The sequence below is a fragment of the Pseudoxanthomonas sp. CF385 genome, from assembly GCF_900104255.1.
In the GTDB taxonomy this organism is placed as follows: Bacteria; Pseudomonadota; Gammaproteobacteria; order Xanthomonadales; family Xanthomonadaceae; genus Pseudoxanthomonas_A.
Genome location: NZ_FNKZ01000002.1, coordinates 894801 through 920073, shown reverse-complemented (window position 1 = coordinate 920073; position 25273 = coordinate 894801). Strand labels below are relative to the sequence as shown.

25 protein-coding genes and 1 pseudogene are annotated in these 25273 nt (G+C 68.7%); 14 read left to right on the top strand and 12 right to left on the bottom strand.

Going from position 1 to position 25273, the window contains the following annotated elements; translation table 11 throughout:
• The first annotated feature begins 77 nt into the window (after positions 1-77).
• From BLT45_RS14585 to BLT45_RS14555, 7 genes are all read left to right on the top strand, one after another.
• Entirely contained in the window at positions 78-776 is a 699-nt protein-coding gene (locus BLT45_RS14585; RefSeq protein WP_217629572.1) for an alpha/beta fold hydrolase, read from the top strand.
• 91 nt (positions 777-867) lie between these two features.
• Positions 868-1773, top strand: coding sequence for a phosphogluconate dehydrogenase (NAD(+)-dependent, decarboxylating) (gnd, locus tag BLT45_RS14580; RefSeq protein WP_093301453.1), 906 nt, complete (start codon positions 868-870; stop codon positions 1771-1773).
• Between the two features lie 94 nt (positions 1774-1867).
• Positions 1868-2545 (top strand): type 1 glutamine amidotransferase domain-containing protein, encoded by a 678-nt coding sequence (locus tag BLT45_RS14575; RefSeq protein WP_093301451.1) that lies wholly within the window; start codon positions 1868-1870, stop codon positions 2543-2545.
• Between the two features lie 58 nt (positions 2546-2603).
• On the top strand, positions 2604-2891 hold the full coding sequence (locus tag BLT45_RS14570; RefSeq protein ID WP_093301448.1) for a DUF3247 family protein: 288 nt from the start codon (positions 2604-2606) through the stop codon (positions 2889-2891).
• Complete coding sequence (locus BLT45_RS14565) at positions 2891-3085, top strand: CPXCG motif-containing cysteine-rich protein (protein WP_093301446.1); 195 nt, start codon at positions 2891-2893, stop codon at positions 3083-3085. Before BLT45_RS14570 ends, BLT45_RS14565 begins: the two co-directional genes overlap by 1 nt.
• 64 nt (positions 3086-3149) lie before the next feature.
• A complete protein-coding gene (locus BLT45_RS14560; RefSeq protein ID WP_093301444.1) occupies positions 3150-4460 on the top strand; it encodes a PQQ-dependent sugar dehydrogenase in 1311 nt (436 codons plus the stop codon).
• Between the two features lie 66 nt (positions 4461-4526).
• Positions 4527-4970, top strand: coding sequence for a hypothetical protein (locus BLT45_RS14555; protein ID WP_093301442.1), 444 nt, complete (start codon positions 4527-4529; stop codon positions 4968-4970).
• Between the two features lie 186 nt (positions 4971-5156).
• Here the strand turns inward: BLT45_RS14555 and BLT45_RS14550 are convergent, their stop codons facing one another.
• A complete protein-coding gene (locus tag BLT45_RS14550; protein WP_093301440.1) occupies positions 5157-7004 on the bottom strand; it encodes an ABC transporter ATP-binding protein in 1848 nt (615 codons plus the stop codon).
• Positions 7005-7056: 52 nt separating this feature from the next.
• Entirely contained in the window at positions 7057-7629 is a 573-nt protein-coding gene (locus tag BLT45_RS14545; protein WP_093301438.1) for an NADPH-dependent FMN reductase, read from the bottom strand.
• Positions 7630-7732: 103 nt separating this feature from the next.
• Between BLT45_RS14545 and soxR the strand changes: the two genes are divergently transcribed.
• From soxR to BLT45_RS14530, 3 genes are all read left to right on the top strand, one after another.
• Complete coding sequence (soxR, locus tag BLT45_RS14540) at positions 7733-8173, top strand: redox-sensitive transcriptional activator SoxR (protein ID WP_305775345.1); 441 nt, start codon at positions 7733-7735, stop codon at positions 8171-8173.
• A 61-nt stretch (positions 8174-8234) separates the two neighbouring features.
• Complete coding sequence (locus BLT45_RS14535; protein WP_175455859.1) at positions 8235-8762, top strand: DUF2059 domain-containing protein; 528 nt, start codon at positions 8235-8237, stop codon at positions 8760-8762.
• Positions 8749-9366 carry an HAD family hydrolase gene (locus BLT45_RS14530; RefSeq protein ID WP_093301431.1) on the top strand — a complete coding sequence of 206 codons (618 nt, stop codon included), beginning with the start codon at positions 8749-8751 and terminating at the stop codon, positions 9364-9366. Before BLT45_RS14535 ends, BLT45_RS14530 begins: the two co-directional genes overlap by 14 nt.
• A gap of 84 nt (positions 9367-9450) precedes the next feature.
• Here the strand turns inward: BLT45_RS14530 and BLT45_RS14525 are convergent, their stop codons facing one another.
• Positions 9451-10503: an oxidoreductase gene (locus BLT45_RS14525; RefSeq protein ID WP_093301429.1), complete on the bottom strand. Its 1053-nt coding sequence runs from the start codon at positions 10501-10503 to the stop codon at positions 9451-9453.
• A 173-nt stretch (positions 10504-10676) separates the two neighbouring features.
• Here BLT45_RS14525 and BLT45_RS14520 point away from each other — a divergent pair, with 173 nt between their 5' ends.
• Together BLT45_RS14520 and BLT45_RS14515 are read left to right on the top strand one after the other, a co-directional pair.
• The gene (locus BLT45_RS14520) at positions 10677-11027 is read left to right on the top strand and encodes a BON domain-containing protein (RefSeq protein WP_093301426.1); all 351 of its coding nucleotides are present in this window, start codon (positions 10677-10679) and stop codon (positions 11025-11027) included.
• Between the two features lie 118 nt (positions 11028-11145).
• A complete protein-coding gene (locus tag BLT45_RS14515; protein WP_093301424.1) occupies positions 11146-11694 on the top strand; it encodes a lipocalin family protein in 549 nt (182 codons plus the stop codon).
• 146 nt (positions 11695-11840) lie between these two features.
• On the opposite strand, the gene BLT45_RS14510 is transcribed toward BLT45_RS14515, so the two are convergent.
• From BLT45_RS14510 to BLT45_RS14480, 7 genes are all read right to left on the bottom strand, one after another.
• Positions 11841-12425, bottom strand: a complete 585-nt coding sequence (locus BLT45_RS14510) for an acyloxyacyl hydrolase (protein ID WP_175455858.1) — start codon at positions 12423-12425, stop codon at positions 11841-11843.
• 83 nt (positions 12426-12508) lie between these two features.
• Positions 12509-13924 carry an efflux transporter outer membrane subunit gene (locus tag BLT45_RS14505; protein WP_093301418.1) on the bottom strand — a complete coding sequence of 472 codons (1416 nt, stop codon included), beginning with the start codon at positions 13922-13924 and terminating at the stop codon, positions 12509-12511.
• Complete coding sequence (locus tag BLT45_RS14500; RefSeq protein ID WP_093301416.1) at positions 13918-14667, bottom strand: SDR family oxidoreductase; 750 nt, start codon at positions 14665-14667, stop codon at positions 13918-13920. Before BLT45_RS14500 ends, BLT45_RS14505 begins: the two co-directional genes overlap by 7 nt.
• A gap of 31 nt (positions 14668-14698) precedes the next feature.
• Entirely contained in the window at positions 14699-17869 is a 3171-nt protein-coding gene (locus BLT45_RS14495) for an efflux RND transporter permease subunit (RefSeq protein WP_093301413.1), read from the bottom strand.
• A 90-nt stretch (positions 17870-17959) separates the two neighbouring features.
• Entirely contained in the window at positions 17960-19168 is a 1209-nt protein-coding gene (locus BLT45_RS14490) for an efflux RND transporter periplasmic adaptor subunit (RefSeq protein WP_093301411.1), read from the bottom strand.
• Between the two features lie 132 nt (positions 19169-19300).
• A complete protein-coding gene (locus BLT45_RS14485; protein ID WP_093301409.1) occupies positions 19301-20107 on the bottom strand; it encodes an SDR family NAD(P)-dependent oxidoreductase in 807 nt (268 codons plus the stop codon).
• Positions 20104-20547, bottom strand: a complete 444-nt coding sequence (locus tag BLT45_RS14480) for a hypothetical protein (RefSeq protein WP_093301407.1) — start codon at positions 20545-20547, stop codon at positions 20104-20106. The genes BLT45_RS14485 and BLT45_RS14480 overlap by 4 nt, the downstream gene beginning before the upstream one ends.
• Positions 20548-20901: 354 nt before the next feature.
• On the opposite strand from BLT45_RS14480, the gene BLT45_RS14470 reads away from it, so the two are divergent.
• Together BLT45_RS14470 and BLT45_RS14465 are read left to right on the top strand one after the other, a co-directional pair.
• Entirely contained in the window at positions 20902-21933 is a 1032-nt protein-coding gene (locus BLT45_RS14470) for a LysR family transcriptional regulator (protein WP_093301402.1), read from the top strand.
• Positions 21934-22073: 140 nt separating this feature from the next.
• Positions 22074-22622: a hypothetical protein gene (locus tag BLT45_RS14465; RefSeq protein ID WP_093301399.1), complete on the top strand. Its 549-nt coding sequence runs from the start codon at positions 22074-22076 to the stop codon at positions 22620-22622.
• A 58-nt stretch (positions 22623-22680) separates the two neighbouring features.
• Here the strand turns inward: BLT45_RS14465 and BLT45_RS18545 are convergent, their stop codons facing one another.
• Together BLT45_RS18545 and BLT45_RS14460 are read right to left on the bottom strand one after the other, a co-directional pair.
• Entirely contained in the window at positions 22681-23016 is a 336-nt protein-coding gene (locus tag BLT45_RS18545; RefSeq protein WP_254771917.1) for an OmpA family protein, read from the bottom strand.
• A 60-nt stretch (positions 23017-23076) separates the two neighbouring features.
• Positions 23077-25104 (bottom strand): annotated as a pseudogene (locus BLT45_RS14460) (sodium-translocating pyrophosphatase); the annotation flags it as partial.
• Positions 25105-25273: the final 169 nt, after the last annotated feature.

Here is a 25273-nt window from a genome sequence, read left to right as displayed (position 1 = left end):
CCGCGTGTTGCGGATGTGGAACGGTCCGTGGGCGGCGATCGGCGGTCGGCCGGCGGGGGCGCGCCTACACTATGCCGATGGCTTCCCTTCCCCTGGTCCTGCTCCCCGGCCTGCTGTGCGACGCGCGCCTGTGGCGCGATCCCGCCGCCGCGCTGGCCGACCTGGCCCCGATCCACCCCGCCGACCTGACCCTCGACGACAGCGTCGCCGGCATGGCCGCGCGCGTGCTGGCCACGGCGCCGCCGGTGTTCGCGCTGGCCGGCCTGTCGATGGGCGGCTACGTGGCTTTCGAGATCCTGCGCCAGGCACCGCAGCGCGTGGCGCGGCTGGCCCTGCTCGACACCAGCGCGCGTACCGATCCGCCCAAGCGGCTGGCCGTGCGCAAGGCCGGCCTGGCGCTCGCCGAAGCGGGTCGCTTCGCCGGCGTCACCCGCAAGCTGCTGCCGCAGCTGGTGCACGAGAGCCGGGTCGACAGCGAGGTGGGCGAGGCGGTGATGGCGATGGCGCAGCGCGTGGGCCGCGACGCTTTCCTGCGCCAGCAGCGCGCCATCATCGACCGGCCCGATTCGCTGCCGCTGCTGCCCGCCATCGCCGTGCCGACCCTGATCGGCGTGGGCGCGGACGACCGCATGACCCTGCCGGAAGAAGCCCATTTGCTGCGCGACGGCATCGCCGGCGCGCGCCTGCACGTGTTCGCGCGCTGCGGCCACCTGCCGCCGATGGAGGTGCCGGAGGAGACCGCGACGGTGCTGCGCGACTGGCTGCAGGCGCCATGACGCGCGACCCGCACACGGATCCGCGCCACCGCGCGGCAGAGCGCGGACAATGGCGCATCCTTTCTTTTTCGTTGAACGCACGGGAGTACACATGGAACTGGCGATGATCGGGCTCGGGCGCATGGGCGCCAACATGGCCGAACGGCTGGTGCGCGGCGGCCACACGGTGCGCGGTTACGACCCGGGCGACGCGGCGCGCCAGCAGGCCGAGGCGCGCGGGATCGTCCCGCACGCGAACCTGCAGAACGCGGTCGCGGCGCTGCCCACGCCGCGCGTGGTCTGGCTGATGGTGCCGGCCGGGCAGGTGGTGGACGACACGCTCGCGCAGCTGCGTCCGCTGCTGGCGGCCGGCGATACGGTGATCGACGGCGGCAACTCCAATTACAAGGACACCCAGCGACGCGGCGCGCAGCTGGCCGAGGCCGGCATCCACTACCTCGATTGCGGCACCAGCGGTGGCGTCTGGGGCCTGGCCGAAGGCTACAGCCTGATGATCGGCGGCGATGCCGACGCCGTGGCGCGCCTGCAGCCGGTGTTCGCCACGCTCGCGCCCACGCCGGAGACCGGCTGGGGCCGCGTGGGCCCGGGCGGCGCGGGCCATTTCGCCAAGATGATCCACAACGGCATCGAGTACGGAATGATGCAGGCCTACGCCGAAGGCTTCGCGATCCTGGAGAAGAAGGACGCGATGGACTTCGACCTCGGCGCGCTGGCCGAGATCTGGCGCCATGGCAGCGTGGTGCGCTCGTGGCTGCTGGACCTCACCGCCGACGCGCTGAAGAAGAATCCGCAGATGACCGGCATCGCGCCGTACGTCTCCGATTCGGGCGAGGGCCGCTGGACCGTGGCCGAGGCGATCGATCTGGACGTGTCCGCGCCGGTGATCACGATGTCGTTGCTGGAGCGGCTGCGTTCGCGCGAAAGCGATTCCTACGCCGACAAGTTGCTGGCGGCGATGCGCAACGAATTCGGCGGGCATGCGGTGAAGCAGGGCTAGACGCGGGTCAGGCCCGGTTAACGCTGCGGCAGCGCGGCTCACCCGGTCTTATCGCGCGCGTCGCTAGGCTGGCGGCCTCGATTGGAGGACACCGATGAAGATCCTGATGGTGCTGACCTCGCACGACCGCCTCGGCGACACCGGCCACAAGACCGGGTTCTGGCTGGAGGAGTTCGCGGCGCCGTACTACGTGTTCAAGGACGCCGGCGCGCAACTGCTGCTCGCCTCGCCCAAGGGCGGGCAGCCTCCGCTGGACCCGAAGAGCGATGCGCCCGACGCGCAGACCGCGGCCACGGTGCGCTTCAACGAGGACGCCGAAGCGCTGTCGGCGCTGGCCACCACGCACCGGCTGAAGGATGTGCTGGAGGAGCATTTCGATGCGGTCTTCTATCCCGGCGGGCATGGCCCGCTGTGGGACCTGGCCGAGGACGCGGATTCGATCCGCCTGATCGAACAGACCTTCTCGGCCGGCAAGCCGGTCGCGGCGGTCTGCCACGGCCCGGCGGTGTTCCGGCACACGCGCGGCGCGCTCGGCGAGCCGCTGGTGAAGGACAAGCGCGTCACCGGGTTCTCGAACGAAGAGGAAGCCGCCGTGGGGCTGGCCGGGGTGGTGCCGTTCTCGCTGGAGGACGCGCTGAAGAAGAACGGCGCCCAGTACGAACGCGGCCCGGTGTGGCAGTCGTACGTGGTGACCGACGGGACGCTGGTCACGGGCCAGAACCCCGCGTCGTCCGAAGCCGCGGCCGAGGATGTCCTGCGCCTGTTGCGCTGAAGCATTCACGACCGCTTACCGCCGCGCGCGTAGCGTGGCATCAGCAAGGAGGTGGCCGATGAGCCCGTCGCCCGAGCATCTGTATACCCGGCAGGACGACATCGCCCGCATGGAGGCGCTGGTCACTCAGCTGCCCGACGAGGCGAGGGTCGAACTGCACCTCACCGATGGCGGTTCGATCACCGGCATCGTCACCACGCGCCCCAGCGTGCAGGTGTTCCGCGACAGCGACGGCCAGGAGGGGTTCAACGCGGTCGTGCGCATCGACGACCAGCGCCGGCCGGATGTCACCCACTACCTGTGGCTGGACAGGATCGCCTCGGTGACCGCGCTGGGCTCGGCCTGATGCCGCACCTGCCCACCGCCGACATCGCGTGCCCGTACTGCGGCGAAACGATCACCCTGGTGGTCGACGATTCCGCCGGCGACCAGCAGTACGTCGAGGACTGCCACGTCTGCTGCAAACCCATCGAAGTGCGCGTGAGCGTGGACGACGACGGCCACGTCGACGTGGCCGCCTGGGGCCAGGATGAGGCCTGAGCCGTTGACACGGTGTTCGCGGCGCCGTGCCTAGGCTCGCGACATCCCGTCCGGAGCACGTGCCATGTCGCCGATCCGCTGCCTGCTGCCGCTGCTGGTGATCGGCTGCCTGTCCTGCACCGGGCATGCGCAGTCGCCGACCGAAACCGGGCCGCAACCCACGCTGCCCGCACCGCAGAAGCGCTGGATCCCCACGGTCAACGTGGCCCCGGCGGTGGGCTGGCCGAACGGCACCGCGCCGACCGCCGCGCCCGGGCTGACTGTCGCCGCGTTCGCGCGCGGGCTGGATCATCCGCGCTGGCTGTACGTGCTGCCGAACGGTGATGTGCTGGTCGCCGAGACCAACGCACCGCCGAAGCCCGCGGAGAAGAAGGGCCTGCGCGCGTGGTTCATGAAGCGCACGATGAAGAAGGCCGGCGCCGCCACGCCCAGCGCCAACCGCATCAGCCTGCTGCGCGATGCCGACGGCGATGGCGTGGCGGAATTGCGCACGGCCTTCCTGACCGATCTGGCGTCGCCGTTCGGCATGGCCCTGGTCGGCGACAGGCTCTACATCGCCAACGCCGATGCGATCGTCAGCGTGCCGTACCAGACGGGCCAGACCGCCAGCGACGCCGTGCCGGTGAAGCTCGTCGACCTGCCCGGTGGCCCGCTCAACCACCACTGGACCAAGAGCCTGCTGGCGAGCGCGGACGGGCGGCACCTGTACGTCGGCGTGGGCTCGAACAGCAATGTCGGCGAGAACGGCATGGCGATGGAAACCGACCGCGCCGCGATCCTGCAGGTGGACGTGGCGACGGGCGCGCGTCGCGTGTTCGCGTCGGGCCTGCGCAATCCGGTGGGGCTGGCCTGGGCACCGCAAGGCGGCACGCTGTGGACCGTCGTCAACGAGCGCGACGAACTCGGCGACGCGCTGGTGCCGGACTACCTGACCTCGGTGCGCGAAGGCGCGTTCTACGGGTGGCCGTACAGCTACTACGGCCAGCACGTGGACACGCGCGTCGAACCGCCGCGTCCGGACTTGGTGGCGTCGGCCATCGCGCCGGATTACGCGCTGGGCGCGCACGTCGCCGCGCTGGGGCTGGCCTTCCACGACGGCACGGGCTGGCCGGCGGCGCTGCAGGGCGGCGCCTTCATCGGCGAGCACGGCTCGTGGAACCGGCGCGCGCCGGCCGGCTACAAGCTGGTGTTCGTGCGCTTCGTCGACGGCCGCCCGCAGGGGGCGCCGGTGGACGTGCTGACCGGCTTCCTCGATGCCGACGGCAACGCGCGCGGCCGCCCGGTGGGCGTGGCCGTGGATGCGCGCGGGGGGGTGTTGATGGCCGACGATGTGGGCAACCTGGTCTGGCGCGTGGTCCCGGCCGCGGGGCCGTAACGCGCGTATCGCCCCGGGCGGGCGTATGCTCGGCCCCGGTCCGACAACCAACCCTGGGGAGGGGAGATGAACACGACCACCACCGTTGCACCCAAGCGCGCGCTCGGCTTCTGGCTCATCGGCGTGTTCGCGCTGGTCTGGAACCTGATCGGCGCGGCCATGTGGTACCTGCAGGTCAACATGTCCGCCGAGCAACTGGCGGCGATGACCGAAGCCCAACGCCAGGTCTACGAGGCCACACCCGGCTGGCTCAACATCGCCTTCGCGGTGGCGGTGTTCGCCGGCGTGCTGGGCGCGCTGGGATTGCTGTTGAAGAAGCGCTGGGCGGGCACGATGTTCCTGCTGTCGCTGATCGCCCTGCTCGTGCAGATGATCGGCGCTTACGTGGTGACGCCGGCCTGGGCCGCCTACGGGCCGGTCGGGCTGGTGATGCCGGTCGTGCTGTTGCTGATCGCGCTGTTCCTGCTGTGGTATGCGAACAAGGCGCAAGCGCGGGGCTGGCTGTCCTGACGTGTTTTCCCCTCTCCCTGCTCAGCGGGGAGAGGGTGCCGAAGGCGGGTGAGGGGCGACGAAGCCCGTTCTCTTGATGCCGACGGATCGTATCCAGGATCGGATTCAAGACGCGAAGCGATGCGTCGCCGCGCTCGCCCCTCATCCGGCCTCCGGCCACCTTCTCCCCGTGCGGGGAGAAGGACATCAAGCCTCGACATCCTCCAGATCGACGCCGATGAAGCCGCCGGACTGGCGGCGCCACAGCGCGGCGTACAGGCCGTCCTGCTGGAGCAGGTCCTCGTGGCTGCCGCTCTCGATCACGCGGCCGCCGTCCATCACGATCAAGCGGTCGAGCACGGCGATGGTGGACAGGCGGTGGGCGATGGCAATGACGGTCTTGCCTTCCATCAGCGCGTACAGCTGCTCCTGGATCGCGGCTTCGACTTCCGAATCAAGCGCGGAGGTCGCCTCGTCCAGCACCAGGATCGGCGCATCCTTCAGCAGCACGCGGGCGATCGCCACGCGCTGGCGCTGGCCGCCGGAGAGCTTCACGCCGCGTTCGCCCACTTGCGTGTCGTAGCCGCTGCGGCCCTTGGCATCGGTCAGCCCGCGGATGAATTCGTCGGCATGCGCGCGTTCGGACGCCTGCAACAGCTCGTCCTCGGTCGCGTCCGGGCGGCCGTAGCGGATGTTGTCGCGGATCGAGCGGTGCAGCAACGAGGTGTCCTGGGTGACCATGCCGATGTTCCGGCGCAGCGACTCCTGGGTGACGTGCGCCACGTCCTGGCCGTCGATCAGGATGCGCCCGCCTTCCACGTCGTAGAAGCGCAGCAGCAGGTTCACCAGCGTCGACTTGCCGGCGCCGGAGCGGCCGACGATGCCGACCTTCTCGCCCGGCCGGATGACCAGCGACAGGTCGTCGATCACCTTGGCCTCGCGGCCGTAGTGGAACTTCACATGGTCGAAGCGGATCTCGCCCTGGGCGACGTCCAGGTCCTTCGCCTCCTTCGCATCGGCGATCGCCAGCGGTTGGGCCAGCGTGCCCATGCCGTCCTCGACGGTGCCGATGTTCTCGAACAGGCCGGCCACTTCCCACAGGATCCAGTCCGACATCGAGCGGATGCGCATCACCAGGGCGATGGCCACGGCGATCGCGCCCATCGAGATCGACGACTGCAGCCAGGCCCAGATCGCCACACCGGCCACGCTGGCCAGCAGGAAGGCGTTGAGCGTGTGCAGGCTGACGGTCAGCTGGGTGACCAGCCGCATCTGCGCGTGCACGGTGACCATGAACTCGTCCATCGCGCCGCGGGCGTAGTCCTGTTCGCGCATGGTGTGGGCGAACAGCTTGATGGTCTGGATGTTGGTGTAGCTGTCGACGATGCGGCCGGTCATCTGCGCGCGCGCATCCGACTGCGCCATCGACACTTTCTGCAGGCGCGGCACGAAGTGGAACACCAGCAGCAGGTAGCTGACCAGCCAGACCACCAGCGGCAGCACCAGCCACAGGTCGGCCTGCGCCACCAGCACCACGGTGCCGACGAAGTAGACGACGACGTAGACGAACACGTCCATCAGCTTCATCACCGTCTCGCGGATCGACAGCGCGGTCTGCATGACCTTCTGCGAAATGCGGCCGGCGAACTCGTCCTGGAAGAAGCCCACGCTCTGCCGCAGCAGGTACCGGTGCGACAGCCAGCGGGCGATCATCGGGTAGTTGCCGAAGATGGTCTGGTGGATGATCAGCGACTGCACCAGCACCAGCAGCGGGTAGGCCACCACCACCAGCACGCCCATCCACAGCAGCCTCTCGCCATGCACCTGCAGGAAGCTGTCGCGGCCGGTGCTGCCCATCCAGTCGACCAGCTGGCCCATGTAGTCGAAGAAGGTGATCTCCAGCGCGGAGATCACGCCGGTCAGCACCGACATCGCCAGCAGCCAGGGCAGCAGCGGCCGCGAGTAGTGCAGCAGGAACGGCAGCAGCGTGCGGGGCGGCGTGGTGGGCTCGCCCTTCGGGTACGGGTTGATGCGGGTTTCGAAGAATCGGAACATCGGGTCGGTCCATCGTGGGCGCGCATCGGCGCGCCGGGGCAAACGTACCGGCTCAGCCGGCGGGATAGGGCCAGGCCGCGCGCGCCTGGCGGAGCGCGTGGCCGTACCAGGCCAGCTGGTCCAGCATGCGGCGTGCGGCGCGTTCGCTGGCATCGCCTTCGCGCGGCCGGCCACCGGTATCGAACCGGTCCCATGCCTGGGTGAAGTACACGCCATCGCGGACCGGCACCGCATGCAGGCCGGAGAACACCTGCCGCAGCTGTTCCGCCGCGCGGACGCCGCCACTGTGGCCCCCATAGGCGACGAACGCGACCGGTTTGGCCTGCCAGTGGGCCTGGACCGAATCGATCACGAATTTCAGCGCGGATGGATAGCCGTGATTGTACTCCGGCACCACCACCACGAAGGCGTCGGCGCGCCAGACGCGTTGTTGCAGATTCACCAGGTCCGCACTCGGCGCACCGCCATGGCGGTGCGGCAGGTCGAGCAGGGCGGGATCGATGGCGTCGACGGTGTAGTCGCGCCGCAGGGCCAGCTGCGCGCGCAGCCAGTCCGCGACGGTGTCGCAGAAGCGGCCTTCGCGCGTACTGCCGTACAGCAGGGCGAGGTGGAGGGGATCGGACATCGGTAGCGGCTTGCCAGGACGGGGAAGCGCAGGGTAGAACCTCAACCATTCTTGAGGTCAATGCGCCATGCCCGGAAAACAGCATTCCCGACAGCATCCTCCCATCGAAACGGAGCTCACCGTGGGCCAGGTGGCCGCGCGCGCGGGCGTCGCCGTCTCCACGCTGCACTTCTACGAGTCCAAGGGCCTGATCCACAGCTGGCGCAACGCGGGCAACCAGCGCCGCTATCCGCGCGAAGTGCTGCGCCGGGTGGCGGTGATCAAGGTGGCGCAGCGCACCGGCATTCCGCTGGTGGAGATCCAGGCCGCGCTGTCGTCGCTGCCGGAGAACCGCACGCCCACGGCCGCCGACTGGAAGAAACTCTCCGCACGATGGCACGCCGCGCTCGAGGCCCGCATCGCCAGCCTCACCCGCCTGCGCGACCAGCTCGACGGCTGCATCGGCTGCGGCTGCCTGTCGCTGAAAGCCTGTCCGCTGCGCAATCCCTGGGACGAACTGGGCGACGAGGGTCCCGGTGCGCGGTTGCTGGAAAGCGACGCCTAGTCCGGGTGCGGGATGCCGTATGCTGCGGCGGCGCCAAGGTCGGCGCGGTAAAGGAGTACCCATGAAGAAGTGGATGCTGTGCCTGATGTTCGTCGTGGCGTCGCCGGTGTTCGGCGCTACGGCCGCCCCCGCCAGCGAGGCGTCGGTGCGCGAACTGCTCGAGGTCACGAAGACGCGCCAGATGCTCGACCAGGTCTACGGCCAGGTGGACACGATGTACGCGAACTCGATGCGGCAGGCCTTCGGCGGCACGCTGACCGCCGATCAGCAGGCGCGCGTGGATCGGCTCAGCACCCGGATGATGGCCCTGATGAAGAAGGAGCTGTCCTGGGAGGTGTTGGCGCCGATGTACATGGACATCTACCAGAAGTCGTTCACCGAGGAGGAGCTGCAGGACATGCTCGCCTTCTATCGTACGCCGGGTGGCCAGGCGGTGGTCGACAAGATGCCGGTGGTCATGCAGCACACGATGCAGGCCATGCAGACACGCATGGGCGCCCTGATGCCGGCGATGCAGCAGCTGCTGGCGGACGAGCTGAAAGACGCCAACGTCCAGCCCGAAGCGCCCGCACCGCATGGCGGCCACTGAGGACGAATCTGGGCGCGATCTCGCGCTCTTCGACTTCGACGGCACGCTGACCACGCGGGAGACGTTCCCGGACTTCATGCGCTACGCGGTCGCACGGCCGCGGTTGATCGTCGGGGGCGTGCTGCTGGCGCCGGTGGTGTTCGGTTACCGGCGCGGCTGGCTGGCGGGCAATCCCACCCGGGCCAGCATCGTGCAGGTGGGATTGCGCGGGGTGGATGCCGCACGCCTGCGGGCACAAGGGGACGCGTTCGCGCGCGACGTGCTGCCGGGCGTACTGCGCCCGGACGCGATGGCGCGGCTGGCGTGGCATCGCGACCGGGGCGATCGCATCGTCGTGGTTTCCGGCGGACTCGATGTCTATCTCGCGCCGTGGTGCGCGGCGCAAGGCGTCGACCTGCTGTGTTCGGTGTTGGCAGAACGCGATGGGCGCATCACCGGTTATGCCGGGGCGCAATGCGTCGGCGAGGAGAAGGTGCGCCGCGTGCGCGCGCTGTGCGATCCGCAGGCCTACGCCGCCATCCATGCCTATGGCGATACGCACGAAGACCAGGCGATGCTGGCGATGGCGCACCACCGCACCTACCGTGGGCAGGTGGTGGCCTGAGGGGTTTGCGGTTGTGGGAGCGACGTCAGTCGCGAAAGCGGAAAGCGACGGAGTTTCGGTGTAAAGAGACCTGCCCGTCGCGACTTACGTCGCTCCCACATCGACGGCCTGCTCCCGGCGTTCCTCACTGCTCCGCACCCCCAGCTCGATCAGCCGCATGACGTCCATCGCCTGCTGCGGCGTGACCGGGGGCGGCGTGCCGTGCAGGACCGCGTCGCGGAAGGCGGCGTAGTAGCGGCGGTAGTCGCCGGTCTCGGCGTGCGCGACGTCGGTGACGAGGCGGCCATCCCGTTCGTGCACGATCTCGCCGGCGCGCGTGTCCACGCCCCAGCCGGGTGCGCCGGGCACCACGCCGGCACGCAGCTGGTCTTCCTGCACGTCCAGCCCGTGCTTGAGGTAGCTGCCGCGCGTGCCATGCACGGCGAAGCGCAGGCCGTTGCCGGCGACCAGCGTGCCGGCATGCAGATGCACGCGGTGTGCGGGGTAGCGCAACGTCGCGTGCGCGTAGTCGGGGGCCTGTGCGCCATCGCGCAACCGCGCGATGTCGGCACTGATCGCCTCCGGCAGACCGAACAGCTGCACGGCCTGGTCGAGCAGGTGCGGGCCCAGGTCGTACCAGAGGCCGCCGCCCGGCGTGTCGTGCTCGCGCCAGCGGTCCTGCACCACGGGGCGGAAACGGTCGAAGTGGGAATGGAATTCCGCCACGCGGCCGAGCGTGCCGTCGCCGATCAGGCGCTGGACGGTGAGGAAGTCGGCATCCCAGCGCCGGTTCTGGAACACGCTGACGCTGCGGTCCGCACCCCGCGCCGCGTCGATCACCTGGCGCGCTTCCTGCACCGTCACCGTGAACGGCTTGTCGACCACCACATGCTTGCCCTGCGCGAGCGCGGCGATCGCCAGCGCTGCGTGCGTGTCGTTCGGCGAGGCGATGACGACGATCTGGACGTCCGGGTCGGCGAACGCGGCATGCGCATCGTCGATCACGCGCACGTCCGGCCAGTCCGCATGCACCTTGCCCGCGTCGCGCGAGACCACGGTATGCAGGCGGAGTCCTGGCGTGGAATGGATCAGCGGCGCATGGAACACCTTGCCGACGAACCCGTAGCCGACCAACGCGACGCGGAGAGGAGCGCTCATATGGAGGCGTGCGAAGAGGAGATGAGCGCATCTTAGGCGCTCGACGCGTGTTGATGAAGCGTGCACGTGGATGAACCCCGTGCAACGGATAACTGAATGCCGCAGGATCTTTCACGTGCGCTGTACGGATGCGCACGGAGACTGGCGACGCACTACGAAGAGGAGGAATTCCGATGAAGACTCACCGTTCGTTCCTGACCACCGCCCTTGCGACCGCGCTGCTGTTTTCCGCCGGTCTCGCGCTGGCGGACAATCCGCCGCCGAACGAGCCCGAGGAGAACGCGCAGAACGACTCCTCGCAGCCCGTGGGCGACACCTGGATCACCACCAAGGTGAAGGCCGACCTGTTGGCCACCGAGAACGTCTCGGGCCTCGACATCAAGGTCGAGACCGTCGATGGCGTGGTGACCCTGACCGGCGCCGTCGCCAACAAGGCGCAGAAGGACAAGGCTGTCGCGGTCGCCAAGCAGATCAAGGGCGTGACCCGCGTCGACGCCAGCGGCCTGACGCTCGCCTCGAAGTAATCCCCCGACAGGGTGTGGCACGGAGCGGGCGCATCCCAACGCAGGGTGCGCCCGCTTCTCTGTGAGGGCGCGCGGATCGCGCGCAGCAAGGCTGTCCATCCGTTTCAAGGAGCGAACCATGAACCGTCTTACCGTGAAGCGCGGCGCGCTCGCCGCGTTGCTGGCCCTGGGTGCGGCCGGCGTGCATGCCGCCGAACCCGTCGCCTCGGTGCCGCAGCTGGACATCTCCCGCTACGCCGGCCAGTGGTACGAGATCGCGCACCTGCCGATGTCGTTCCAGAAGCAGTGCGTGGGCGACATCACCGCGCGTTATTCACTGGATGCGCCCGGAAAGATCGGCGTGCTCAACGCGTGCAAGACGAAAGACGGCAGCACCGACCAGGCACAGGGCACGGCGCGGCCGATACCCGGGCATCCGGGCCGGCTGGAAGTGCGCTTCGCCCCCGACTGGCTGTCGTGGCTGCCGTGGGCGTGGGCGGACTACTGGGTGATCGCGCTCGATCCCGGCTACCAGTGGGCGGTGGTCGGCGAGCCCGACCGCGACTACCTGTGGATCCTGTCGCGCGAACCGTCAATGGACCGCACGCAGTTCGAGCAGCTGAAAGCCCGGGCCGAAGCGATGGGCTACGACCTCTCGCCGCTGATCGTGGCGGCGCCGCTGCGGTAGCGAGCGTCCGCGTTGCGTAGGAGCGGCGTAAGTCGCGACCGAGAGAACGAAGTCCCCTGAACCCGCAGATACGCATTCGGCCGGCGTCTCGCCCGTCGTGGCGTGCGGTCGCGACTTACGTCGCTCCTACAGGGGAGCAGCAGATCTCAGAACCGCTGCGTATAACGGAACTGCAGGAAGTTCTCGCCCGGGTTGGGCTTCTTGATGCGGGCGTTGGAGAAGTGCTGGAAGCGCAGCGACCATTCGTGCTGGTCGTCGGCACCGAAGCGCTTGCCGATGGCGATGTGGTCGCCGAAGTTGAAGGTGGTGCTGAACGCTTTCTTCCGCGTGTCGTACTTGGGGAAGATGACGTTCAAGCCGATGCCACCCTCGACGAACCAGCCATCGTCCCATCCGTTCGGGCGCCAGCGCACCGCCGGCGTCACGCCCAGCTGCGTGCTGTTCTGGCTGTCGCTGTGCCAGCGCGCGACTTCGCCCTGCCACTGGCCGCTGATGTGGCCGTAGCGGTACTGCTTCTCCCAGCGCCAGTCGCGGCTCATGCCGACGGTCAGCGACTGCGCGTCCTCGGCGACGCCGCCCTGCACGTACCACGCGTTGCGCGGCTCGGCGGCGAAGGCGTGCGTGGCGGATACGGCCAGCAGCAGTCCGAGCGCCAGGCGTGGCAGGGCGCGGGGTGAGAAGAGCGAGGGGATCGAAACGAGGTTGGCGGCGTTGCGGTGTGGAACGGACACGGATGACACTCGAAGGGTGGGAGGGACCGCGCCCGCAGGCGCGGCATTCGATGCATTGTCGGAGAGGCGCCGTGACGGCCTGCTCACGGCTGCGTGGCGAGGGCGGGCGCAACGTCCTGTTCGCCCCATCCTCCCAGCGACTTGTAGATCGCCACCACCCCGACGTTGACGCCGGCTTCGGCTTGCGCAAGCGCGTCGTCCGCAGCGAGCTGTGTCCGCTGGGCGTCCAACAGGGTGAGGAAGTCCGACGAGCCGGCACGATACCGGACTTCGGCCAGCTCTGCTGCACGGCGTGCGGCAACGGATTGTTCCAGCCTGAATTTCAGCTGGGCCTGCTGCTTGGCATAGGACAGCAGTGCGTTTTCCGTGTCTTCCAGCGCGCCCAGCACGGTCTTCTCGTACTGCGCGGCCACGCCGTCGGCCTGGGCTTCGCTCGCGCGCAGTCGCGCCCGCACGCTGCCCATGTCGAAGGCCGCCCAGCTGATCGAGGGGGTCACCTGCCACGCGCGGTTGTCGCCGTTGAACAGGTTGCCCCAGCCGCCGGACAGGAAGCCGACGAAGCCACGCAGGCTGACCCGCGGGAACAGGTCCGCGGTGGCGACGCCGACGCGCGCGGTGGCAGCCGCCAGGCGACGCTCGGCCGCGCGCACGTCGGGCCGCTGGCGCAGCAGCTCGGTGGTGTCGCCGATCGGCAGCGCCTTGGCGAACGCCGGGGCCTCGCGCGGGGCGAGCAGCGCATCCAGTTCGCCGGGACGCTTGCCGACCAGCACCGCCAGGCGATGGCGCGCCTGGCCTTCGGCGGTTTCCAGCAGCGGCACTTCTGCTTCGACCGCCTTCACGCGGGCGAGGCTGCTCTGCACCTCCAGCTGGCTGCCCGCGCCGAGGTCAAAGCGCGACTCGGTCAGGCGCTGGGTTTCGCCCAGGCTGACCAGGATCCGCCGCGCCACGTCCAGCCGCTTCTGCGTGCCGCGCAACTCGAAGTAGTTGCGCGCCACTTCCGCGGCCACGGTCACCTGCGCCGCCTGCAGGTCGTTGCGCTGCGCCTGCAGGTCCGCATGCGCGGCCTCGGCACTGCGGCGCACGCGGCCGAACAGGTCCAGTTCCCAGGCCGCATCGAAGCCGGCCGAGTAGCTGTCGGTCTCCACGCGGCCCTGGCCCTCGACGGGCTGCTTGGTGCGCGTGCCTTCCACGCCGGCGGTCACGTGTGGCGCCAGGTCCCAACGCCGCTCGGAGAACACCGCGCGTGCTTCGTCGACGCGCGATACTGCGATGCGGACATCCGGGTTGGCCAGCAGCGATTCGCGGACCAGCTGGTCGAGTACCGGATCGTCGAACTGGCTCCACCACGCGGCGACCGGATGGTCGCCGACGTACTCGGCGGACGCGGCGTGCTGCAGCGCGGCCGGCGCGGTCTGCGGCGCCGTGTAGTCCGGCCCCACGGTGACGCACCCGGCCAACACCACCGACGCGATGCCGATGACGAGGGGACGGATCACCATGGCAGCACCTGGTCGAAGTAGTAGTAGCCGCCGGTGGGGCCGTCGTTGCCGATCAGGGCGAGCTGCACGCTGGTGCGCGCGCCTTCCGGCACGGACAGTTCGCCGTTCTGCTGGTCGCCCGCCTTGTTCATCTCGGTCTGCACGTAGCCCGGGTGGATCGTGTTGACCTTGATGCCGGTGTCCTTGAGCTCGTGGGCCAGGTGCACGGTCCATGCGTTCACCGCGCTCTTGGACACGTTGTAGGCCGGCACGCCCTTGAACTCGTAGATGAAGGACGCCGGGTTCTGGTGCTCGGAGATCGAGCCCAGCAGGCTCGACACGTTGACGATGCGGCCGGCGTCGGACTTGCGCAGCAGCGGCAGGAACGCCTGGGTGGTTTCGATCAGGCCGAACACGTTGGTGTCGAACGTGGTGCGCCAGGTCTCCAGCGACTGGCCGGACACGCCCTTGGTGCCGTCGTCGACGAGGATGCCGGCGTTGTTGACCAGGATGTCGAGCTTGCCGTGGCGCTGCTCGACCTCCTTCACGGCCGCGGCGATGCTGGCCGAATCGGTGACGTCCAGCGCGATGGCTTCCACCGGCAGGCCCTGCGCCTGCAGCTCCAGCGCGGCTTCGACGGCCTTGTCGCGGTTGCGGCCGGCGAGAAGGGTGTGCACGCCGGCTTCGGCCAGCTGGCGGACGGTCTCGCGACCGATGCCGCGGGTGGCACCGGTGACGAGGGCGATCTTGGAAGAAACGTTCATGGCATGACCTCGTGGGGGAATGGGAAGTGGATCAGGGATGTGTCGTCGCCGTGTCGGCGACGGGGGCATGGGACACCAGCGGCTTGTTGGCCAGCTTGCGCAGGGCCACGTAGAACACCGGGGTCAGGAACAGGCCGAACAGGGTGACGCCCAACATGCCGGCGAACACCGTGATGCCGGTGACCGAGCGTACCTCCGCACCGGCGCCGGACGACAACACCAGCGGCACCGTGCCGGCGATGAACGCCACCGACGTCATGATGATCGGACGCAGGCGCAGGCGACAGGATTCCAGTGCTGACTCGACGATGCCCTTGCCCTGCAGTTCCAGCTCGCGGGCGAACTCGACGATCAGGATGGCGTTCTTGCACGCCAGGCCCATCAGCACCACCAGGCCCACCTGCACGAACACATTGTTGTCGCCACCGACCAGCCACACGCCGGCCAGGGCCGACAGCAGCGTCATCGGCACGATCAGGATCACCGCCAGCGGCAGGGTCCAGCTTTCGTACAGCGCGGCCAGCACCAGGAAGGCCAGCAGCACCGCCAGCGGGAACACCACCAGCGCCGCCTTGCCCTGGGTGGCCTGCTGGTAGCTCAGGTCGCTCCAGCCGATGCCCATGCCGGTCGGCAGCGTCTGCTGGGCCAGCTCGGTGACCTTGGCCATCGCTTCGCCGGAGGACAGCACGCGCGGGTCGGCGTCGCCCAGCAGGTCGGCGGCCGGATAACCGTTGAAGCGGATTACCGGGTCGGGGCCGTAGGTCTGCTTGATGTTCACCATGCTGCCGATCGGCACCATCTCGCCATTGGCGTTGCGGGTGCGCAGGTTGGCGATGTCCTCGACGTTGTCGCGGAACGGACCGTCGGCCTGGGCGATCACCTGCCAGGTACGGCCGAACATGTTGAAGTCGTTGACGTAGGCCGAGCCCAGGTAGGTCTGCAGCGTGTCGAACAGTTCGGTCAGCGGCACGCCCTGTGCTTTGGCCTTCACGCGGTCGACCTCGGCGTCCAGCTGCGGCACGTTGGCCTGGTAACTGCTGATCGGGAAACCCAGGCCCGGCGTCTGCGACGCCGCGCCCTGGAACGCCTGCACGGCGCTCTGCAGTTCGCCATAGCCCAACCGCGTGCGGTCCTCGACGAACAACGACCAGCCGGAGCCGTTGCCCAGGCCCTGGATCGGCGGCGGCATGAAGGCGAAGGTGAAGCCTTCCTGGATGCCGGCGAACTTCTGGTTCAGTTCGGCGGTGATCTCTTCGGCGCTACGCGAGCGTTCGTTGAACGGTTTCAGGGTGAAGAACACCACGCCGTTGTTGGGGGTGTTGGTGAACTGCAGCGGGTTCAGGCCGGGGAACGCGACTTCGTGCTCCACGCCCTCCACCTGCATGGCGATGGCGGCCATCTTCTTCAGCGTGGTGTCGGTGCGTTCGATCGAAGCGCCTTCCGGCATCTTCACGCCGGCGATCAGGTATTGCTTGTCCTGCACCGGGATGAAGCCGGCCGGCACCGCGCGGAACATCAGGCCCGCGCCGACCAGCAGGATGGCGTACACCACGAACACCGCGCCGCGACGACCCAGCGCACGGCTCACCGAACCCTCATAGCGTTCGGAATTGCGCTTGAAGAAGCGGTTGAACGGACGGAAAAGCCAGCCGAACAGGCGGTCGATCACGCGCGACAGGCGATCCTTCGGCGCGCCGTGCGGTTGCAGCAGCTTGGCGGCCAGCGCCGGCGACAGGGTCAGCGAGTTGATCGCCGAGATCACCGTGGAGATGGCGATGGTGACCGCGAACTGCTTGTAGAACTGGCCGGTGACGCCGGTCAGGAACGCCATCGGCACGAACACCGCACACAGCACCAGTGCGATCGCGATGATCGGCCCGGACACTTCCTTCATCGCCAGGTGCGCCGCTTCCAGCGGCGTGGCGCCATGTTCGATATGGCGTTCGACGTTCTCCACCACCACGATGGCGTCGTCCACCACGATGCCGATGGCGAGCACCAGGCCGAACAGCGTCAACGTGTTGATCGAATAGCCCAGCAGGTGCAGCACGGCGAATGTACCGACCACCGAGACCGGCACCGCCAGCAACGGGATGATCGAGGCGCGCCAGGTCTGCAGGAACAGGATCACCACCAGCACCACCAGCAGCGTGGCTTCCAGCAGCGTGGAGATCACCGACTTGATCGAATCGCGGACGAACACCGTGGTGTCGTAGATCGACTGGATCTCCACGCCCGGCGGCAGGGTCGGGCGGATGTCGTCCATCTTGGCCACGACCGCGTCGCGGATCTCCAGCGCATTGGCGCCGGGGGCCTGGAAGATGCCGATGGCGGACGCGTTCTTGCCGTCCAGGCGGGCGCGCAGCGTGTAGTCGCCGGCCGCGAGTTCGATGCGGGCCACGTCGGCCAGGCGCACGATCTCGCCGTCGCCGCCGCTCTTCAGCACGATGTTGCCGAATTCCTCGACGCTTTCCAGGCGACCCTTGGCGTTGATCGGCAGCAGGAAGTCGCTGCCGTTCGGCATCGGTTCCGCACCCAGCTGGCCCGCCGAGACCTGCACGTTCTGCTCGCGCACGGAACGCAGCACGTCGCTGGCGGTCATGCCGCGTGCGGCCACCTTGTCCGGGTCCAGCCACAGGCGCATGGCGTAGTCGCCACCGCCGAACTGCTGGGCGTCGCCGACGCCGGGAATGCGCGCGAGTTCGTCCTTCACGTGCAGGCGCATGTAGTTGCGCAGGTACAGCGAGTCGTACTTGCCGTCGCTGGAGGTCAGGTGGACCACCATCAGGAAGACGGGCGACTGCTTCTGCGTGGTCACGCCCTGGCGGCGCACGTCTTCGGGCAGGCGTGCCTGCGCCTGCGCCACGCGGTTCTGCACGCGCACCGCGGCTTCGTCCGGGTCGGTGCCCGGCTTGAAGGTCACGGTCAGCGAGAGCACGCCATCGGAACCGGCGACGGACTTGATGTACATCATGTCCTCGACGCCGTTGATCGCTTCCTCGAGCGGGGTGGCGACGGTTTCGGCGATGACCTTGGGGTTGGCGCCGGGGTACACCGTGCGCACGACCACCGAGGGCGGCACCACTTCGGGGTATTCGCCGATCGGCAGCAGCGGGATCGAGATCAGGCCGGCGGCGAAGATCACGATCGACAGGACGGCGGCGAAGATCGGCCGGTCGATGAAGAATCTGGAGAAGTCCATGGGTGGATTTCCTGGAAAGAAGAAAGAGCAACCCCGTCGCCTGCCGCAGGAGCGGCAGGCGTGGGTTCCATCACTGCGGTGCGGGTGGCGTCAGTTCTTGGCGACGGCCTGGGTCGGCGCGGCGGCCTGTGCGCCCATCGCCACGGCCTTGGCGTCCACCGGCATGCCGGGGAAGAACACCTTCTGCACGCCGCTGACGATCACGCGGTCGCCAGCGGCCAGGCCCTTCTCGACGATGCGCAGGCCATCGGCCATGCGGCCCACCTGCACGTCGCGGCGCTGCGCCTTGCCGTCCTTGTCGACCACGTAGACGTACTTGCGGTCCTGGTCGGTCAGCACCGCCTTGTCGTCGACCAGGGCGGCCTTGAACTGGCCGCTGCCCAGCAGGCGCACGCGGGCGTACAGGCCCGGGGTGAACACGCGGTCGGCGTTGTCGAGCACGGCGCGGGCACGGATGGTGCCGGTGCTGCGATCGACCTGGTTGTCGAGGAAGTCGACCAGGCCCGCGTGCGGGAAGTCGGTTTCGTCGGCCAGCGCGACCTGCACCGGCACCTTGCCGTCGCGCTCGCTCGGGCGTTCGCCGTTGCGGGCCATCTCGGCGTAGCGCAGGAAGGCGCGTTCGTCGGCGTCGAAGTGCACGTGCACCTTGTCCAGCGAGACCACCGTGGTCAGCACGCTGGCGGCATCGCCGGCGCTGACGAGGTTGCCCGCGGTGACCAGCGCGCGGCCGGCGCGGCCATCGATGGGCGCGCGCACCTGGGTCCATTCCAGGTTGAGGCGGGCGCTTTCCACCGCGGCCTGCGCGGCGGCGACGTTCGCCTGGGCCTGGTCGGCGTTGGCGCGGCGCTGCTCGTACTCTTCGGTGGACAGCGCCTGCAGGTCGGCCAGGCGCTTGGCGCGCGAGGCCTCGCTGCGGCCCAGCTCGGCCTGGGTGCGGGCACGGGCCAGTTCGGCCTGCGCGCGCGCCAGTTCGGCGCGGTAGCTGCGGGCGTCGATGGTGAACAGCACCTCGCCCTTCTTCACTTCCTGGCCTTCGGTGTAGTTCACGCGGTCGATGTAGCCGGAGACGCGCGGGCGCAGGTCGACGTGCTCGATGGCTTCGACGCGGCCGCTGAATTCGTCCCACTGGCTGACGGTCTTGACCGGCACAGCGGCGACGCTGACCTGCGGCGGGGGCGGCGCGCCGTTCTCGGCGGCCTGGCCGCTGCAACCCGCCAGCACGGCGATGGCCAGGGCACTGACGGCCCCCAGCGCCAGCAGGCGTCGCGAACCCGAGGAGAAAGAGATGTTCGTGTTCATGGGTGGTGGTCTCGTTGGGGGAGAGGTGGAAGGAGGGTGGCTAGGCTGCGACCTGAAGCGTGCTTGAGGTCAAGGGGCGGTGGATAGGAACGTGATGCGGCAAGGACGGGCCAGGACGTTGGGGCGTGACAGTCAGGCCGACGCGCGGCCATTGCGCGGCACGCCGGCGACCGCCAGCAGCGTGTCCTCGAAATCGCAGGCGACGGTGCGCTCCGGCGGGTGCGCATCCTTGGCCGCCCAAGTGACGATGGATTGCGAGCGCTTGTCGGTGCGCGTCAGCAGCGATACCGCGCTGCGCCCCACCGCCAGCGCATTCGGCCATTCGGCGCATGCGTTGACGGCGTTCTCGGGCGTGCACACCGGCTTGTCGACCGACAGCAGCTGCACGCGTACGCCCAATACATGCGCCTCCTCGTGCAGCACCTGCGCCAGCATCCGCATCGCGGCACCGGTCACCGACGCGTGGCCGTAGCCGGACCAGCCGCGCTCCGCGTAGGGACCGCCGATCAGCACATAGTTGGCCGCGTGCTGGCCTTCGGCGAGCAACGGCAGCAGGTGGCGCGCCGCGGCCAGATGCGGGATCAGGTCCGCTTCCAGCTTCTCCAGCAGGAAGCTCGCCGGGCGGTCCAGCAGGCGACCGCTCTGCAGTGGCGTGCCCATGCTCGCGAACACCGCGCGCAACGGACGGCCGCGTTCGCGGACCTGATCGGCCAGGCGCGCGGCATCGCGATCGTCGTGGATGCAGGGCGCATGCAGCAGTTCCAGCCCGGGCTCGTCGTCGAAATGCTCGGCCAGCGCGCTCATGCGCGGACCTTCGCGACCGACGGCCAGTACCGGGCTGCCGGCTTCGAGCAGTGCGCCGACCACGCCGAAACCGACGTTGCCGCCTGCGCCGAGCACCAGCGCGCCGGGGGTCAGGCTGTCGCGGTCGAGGCTCATTGCGGGCTCCGCAGGCGCAGCGGCATGACGCGCGCGCTGGTACCGGTCGTCTTCACCCGCAAGCGCGACCGCTCGCCGATGGCGAACGCGTGCGGCGCGGTGAATTCGCGGAAGCCCAGCGTCTTGCCCGTCATCGACGGACGCACGGCAGGCCGGCCCGTCGCGGGGGAGGATGACGACGGGGCGGCCGGCCTGCGGAAGAACCGGGCGACCACGCGCACGCTGGCGTCGAGCCAGCGCAGCGCGGCACGGAGAAGGGAACGGGGCATGCGACGCAGTGTGGCGGCGCGTGGCGTGCCGCCGATATCCGGATCCTGCTGTGCGCTTGCACGATCCTGCGCGTTCGCCACGAACGACCGGCAACGGCCGAGGCGCAGCGTCGTGGTCTCGTCGACGGCGGCGCCGTTCGTCGGACGGCGGAGGGCAACTGTCCCATTCATGGGATGAATACTCCCGCGACGGGGATAATCCCATTCGACGAAGCCAACCGGGCCAGGCGGCGACCGGCGCTGACCACACCCCCCCGCTGCGAGCGGGGCGCCATCACCGGCCCGGCAACTTCCTGTCGGATCAGGTGGTTGGAGCGACGGAAAGCTTGGTAGGACGGCGTCTCCTGCGTGGAGGCCGGGTGGTCGAGGGTCTGGAAGAGGCGGGCGAGCAACATGGCGAGGGAACCCGTGCTGTGACGATGGACGGCACGTTACGCCTCCAATGAGGACTTGATTAGTCCTGATTTAGGGGAATAATCATCCCGTCAGCGGGTCAATGTCCCGCGCCCCCCTGGAGCCAGACCGATGAGCCACGACCTCAACGACACCCTGATCTTCGTCAAAGTGGTGGAGCAGGGCAGCTTCGTCGCTGCCGCCCAGTCATTGCGCCTGCCGAAGACCACGGTGAGCCGCAAGGTGCAGGAACTGGAGACGCGCCTAGGCGCGCAACTGCTGCACCGGACCACGCGCAAGCTGGGCCTGACCGAAGCCGGCAACGTCTATTACGAGCATTGCCAGCGCATCGCGCGCGAACTCAACGAAGCCGCCAGCGCCGTCAGCCAGTTGCACGCCGGTCCGCGCGGCTGGTTGCGCTTCACCGCGCCGTATTCGATCGGCATCGACAAGATCGCGCCGCTGCTGGGCGAGTTCCATGCGCAGTATCCCGAGATCCGCGTGGAGATGATCCTGGCCAACGACACGCTCGATCTGATTTCCGGCGAGATCGATGTCGCGCTGCGGATCGGCAACCTGCCCGATTCCAACCTGGTCGCGCGTCGCCTGAGCACGCTGCGCACCCAGGTCTACGCCAGCCCGAGGTATCTGGCGCGCTACGGCGAGCCGCTGCACCCGGACGACCTGCAGCACCACCGCGTGCTGGCGATGCAGAAGCACCGCCGCGGCAACGGCTTTGCGCTGACGTTGCGCGATGCGAACGGCGAGCAGGACTATCCCATCAATCCGATCCTGGTCGCCAACGACCCCGCCGCGCTCAAGGGCGCGCTGCTGTGCGGCGAAGGCCTGATGGTCGGTGCCGACGTGATGGTGAAGCCGTACCTGGAGCAGGGCCACCTGCAGCGCGTGCTGGCGGGTTGGACGGGGCCGGAGTTCGAGTTCAACGCGGTGTTCCCGCGTGGCCACGTGCAGTCGCCGAAGGTGCGCGCATTCGTCGACTTCCTGGTCGAGCGGATGAAGTTCGACGTCGACTACATGATGGAGCACTGCCCGGTCTACCTGAAGCAGCAGGCCGAAGCCCGCGCGGCGGCCGAAGCGGTGCCCGAAGTCGAGGCCGAGGCCGCGGCGGTGGGACGCAAGGTGCTGGCCGACGTGCTGAGCTGACGGCGACCGTCCGGCTAACGATTCCCGAACGCTTGCCCGCGTGCGCCCCGCTACCATGGGGTCGCACCGCCGGAGCTCGGCTGTCGTGCCAGGGACGGACCTTCGCAACGCGTTCGCCACCAGAACCAGGAATCCGCACGATGAAGAAGCTGATTGCCACCCCGATGGTGCTGTGGCTGGCGGCCTGCGCGCCCTCCGCCCCGGAACCCGCCATTCCCGTCGCCGCCACCACGGCCGCTGCCTCGGCGGATGCGGCCGACGCAGCCGGGACACCCGCGCCGGCGACGCCCGTCGCGGCGGTGGTCGACGATCCCTCGGCCGTGAACCAGTCCATCGATGACGTGCTCGGCGACCACGTCCTCTACGAGACGGTGATCCGCCGGTTGCAGCAGGCGGTCGCGGCGCGCGATGCGGCCACCGTCGCGGCCCTGGTGGACTATCCGTTCACCACGGTGCGCGATGGCCAGCCGCTGAAGGTGGCCGATGCCGACGCCTTCGTGCGCGACTACGACCGCATCGTCACGCCGGCGATCGCCGATGCGATCACGAAACAGAAGTACTCGCAGCTGATGGTCAACTACAAGGGCGTGATGTTCGGCAACGGCGAGGCCTGGGTGAACGGCATCTGCCGCGACAACGCCTGCAAGGACGTCGACGTCCGCGTGGTGGCGCTGCAACCGGGCACCTGACACGCGAAAGAAAAAAGGCGGCCGAGGCCGCCTTTTTTCATGCTCCGCGGAGGTCAGGTCATTCGACCGTGACTTCCACCCGCCGCGCTTCGTCCGCGTTGCCGTCGCCGGTGGTCTGCGCCGGCTTGTCCAGCACGATGCGGTCGACGGCCACGCCGTTGACCACCAGCCACTGCTGGATTGCTTCGGCGCGCTGCTTGGCCAGCGCCTCATTCGCGGCGAGGTCGCCACTGGCATCGTGGAACCCCGACACCCGCGCGCGGGCGTTCGGGTCGGCATGCAGCGTGCCGAGCACACCGGCCAGGCGCGCGCTGGTATCCGCCGGCACGACCGCCGAGCTGGTGTCGAAATACAGCTTGGCCGCGTGGCCATCCACCACCTCGCTGGCGGCCATCGGCGCGGCATGTACACCGCCGCTGTCCTGGCCGCCGCTGACCAGCCACCCATTCACCGGCAGCACCGGCACCAGCAGCAGGGCGACGATGTTGATGATCTTGATGAGCGGATTGATCGCCGGACCGGCCGTGTCCTTGTAGGGATCGCCGACGGTGTCGCCGGTGACCGCGGCCTTGTGGGCTTCGCTGCCCTTGCCGCCGTGGTGGCCGTCCTCGATGTACTTCTTGGCGTTGTCCCACGCGCCGCCGCCGGTGGTCATCGAGATGGCGACGAACAGGCCGGTGACGATGGTGCCGATCAGCAGGCCGCCCAGCGCCTGCGGTCCCAGCAGCAGGCCGACGATGATCGGCACGATCACCGGCAGCAGCGAGGGCACGATCATTTCCTTGATCGCCGACTTCGTCAGCATGTCGACCGCCCTGCTGTAGTCCGGCTTGGCGGTGCCCGCCATGATCCCGGGGATCTCGCGGAACTGCCGACGCACTTCCTCCACCACGCTGCCCGCCGCGCGGCCGACGGCTTCCATCGCCATCGCGCCGAACAGATAGGGGATCAGGCCACCGATCAGCAGGCCGACGATCACCAGGTGGTTGGACAGGTCGAAGGTGAACACCGCACCGGGATTCTCCGTCTGCAGGTTGTGCGTGTAGTCGGCGAACAGCACCAGCGCCGCCAATGCCGCCGACCCGATCGCATAGCCCTTGGTCACCGCTTTGGTCGTGTTGCCCACCGCATCCAGCGGGTCGGTGATGTTGCGGATCTCCGGCGGCAGTTCCGCCATCTCGGCGATGCCGCCGGCGTTGTCGGTGATCGGGCCGTAGGCGTCCAGCGCCACGATCATGCCGGCCATCGACAGCATCGCGGTCGCGGCGATGGCGATGCCGTACAGGCCACCCAGTGCGTAGGCGCCGAGGATTGCGAGGCACACGGCCACCACCGGCCACGCGGTCGAACGCATCGACACGCCGAGACCCGCGATGATGTTGGTGCCGTGGCCCGTCGTCGATGCTGCAGCGACGTGCTTGACCGGCGCGTATTGCGTGCCGGTGTAGTACTCGGTGATCCACACGATGATGCCGGTGAGCGCGAGGCCGACCAGGGCGCAGAAATACAGGTTCATCGCCCCGTAGGACGAATCGGCCATCAGCTGGGTGGTGATCGGATAGAACGCGATCGCGGCCAGCACGGCCGACACGATGACGCCCTTGTACAGCGCGCCCATGATCGAGCCGCCCGCTTTCACCTTGACGAAGAACGCGCCGATGATCGAGGCGATGATCGACACGCCGCCGAGCACCAGCGGATACAGCACGGCGTGTTCGCCGGCCTGCGCCGCCATCAGGCTGCCCAGCAGCATCGTCGCGATGATGGTGACGGCATAGGTCTCGAACAGGTCCGCCGCCATGCCGGCGCAGTCGCCCACGTTGTCGCCGACGTTGTCGGCGATCACCGCGGGGTTGCGCGGGTCATCCTCGGGGATGCCGGCTTCCACCTTGCCCACCAGGTCCGCGCCGACGTCGGCGCCCTTGGTGAAGATGCCGCCGCCCAGGCGCGCGAAGATCGAGATCAGCGAGGAGCCGAACGCCAGGCCGACCAGTGCGTGCAGGGCTTCGGCTTCGCTGTAACCCAGGTGCAGGTGGAGCACGGCGAAGTAGCCGACCACGCCCAGCAGCCCCAGGCCGACCACGAGCATGCCGGTGATGGCGCCGCCCTTGAAGGCCACGTCCATCGCCTCGCTCATGCCCTTGCTCGCGGCTTCCGCGGTACGCACGTTGGCGCGGACCGAGACGTTCATGCCGATGTAGCCGGCGGCGCCCGACAGCACGGCCCCGACGAGGAAGCCGATGGCGCTGGGCCACGACAGGAAGAAACCGATCAGTGCGAACAGCACGATGCCGGCGATGCCGATGGTCGTGTACTGCCGGTTGAGATAAGCGCTGGCGCCTTCCTGCACGGCCGCCGCGATTTCCTGCATGCGGCTGTTGCCGGCGGGTTGTTTCAGGATCCAGCGCGCGGCTACCACGCCATAGATGATCGCCACGCCGGCGCAGATCAGCGCCAGCGTCAAACCGTGTTGTTCCAGCATGACCCCTCCCAAGGTTGATGGATGTCGTCCAGCGAAGCGCTTGAACTTGCAACCCAATCCCGGTGGAGCCTGTTGAACGATTGAGCGCACTCGACCGCTGCGATGCCTTGCAGCGCGAAACCCGTGTTCAGACAATTCCCTGGAGCCGGCCCGAGTATGACCGGATGGC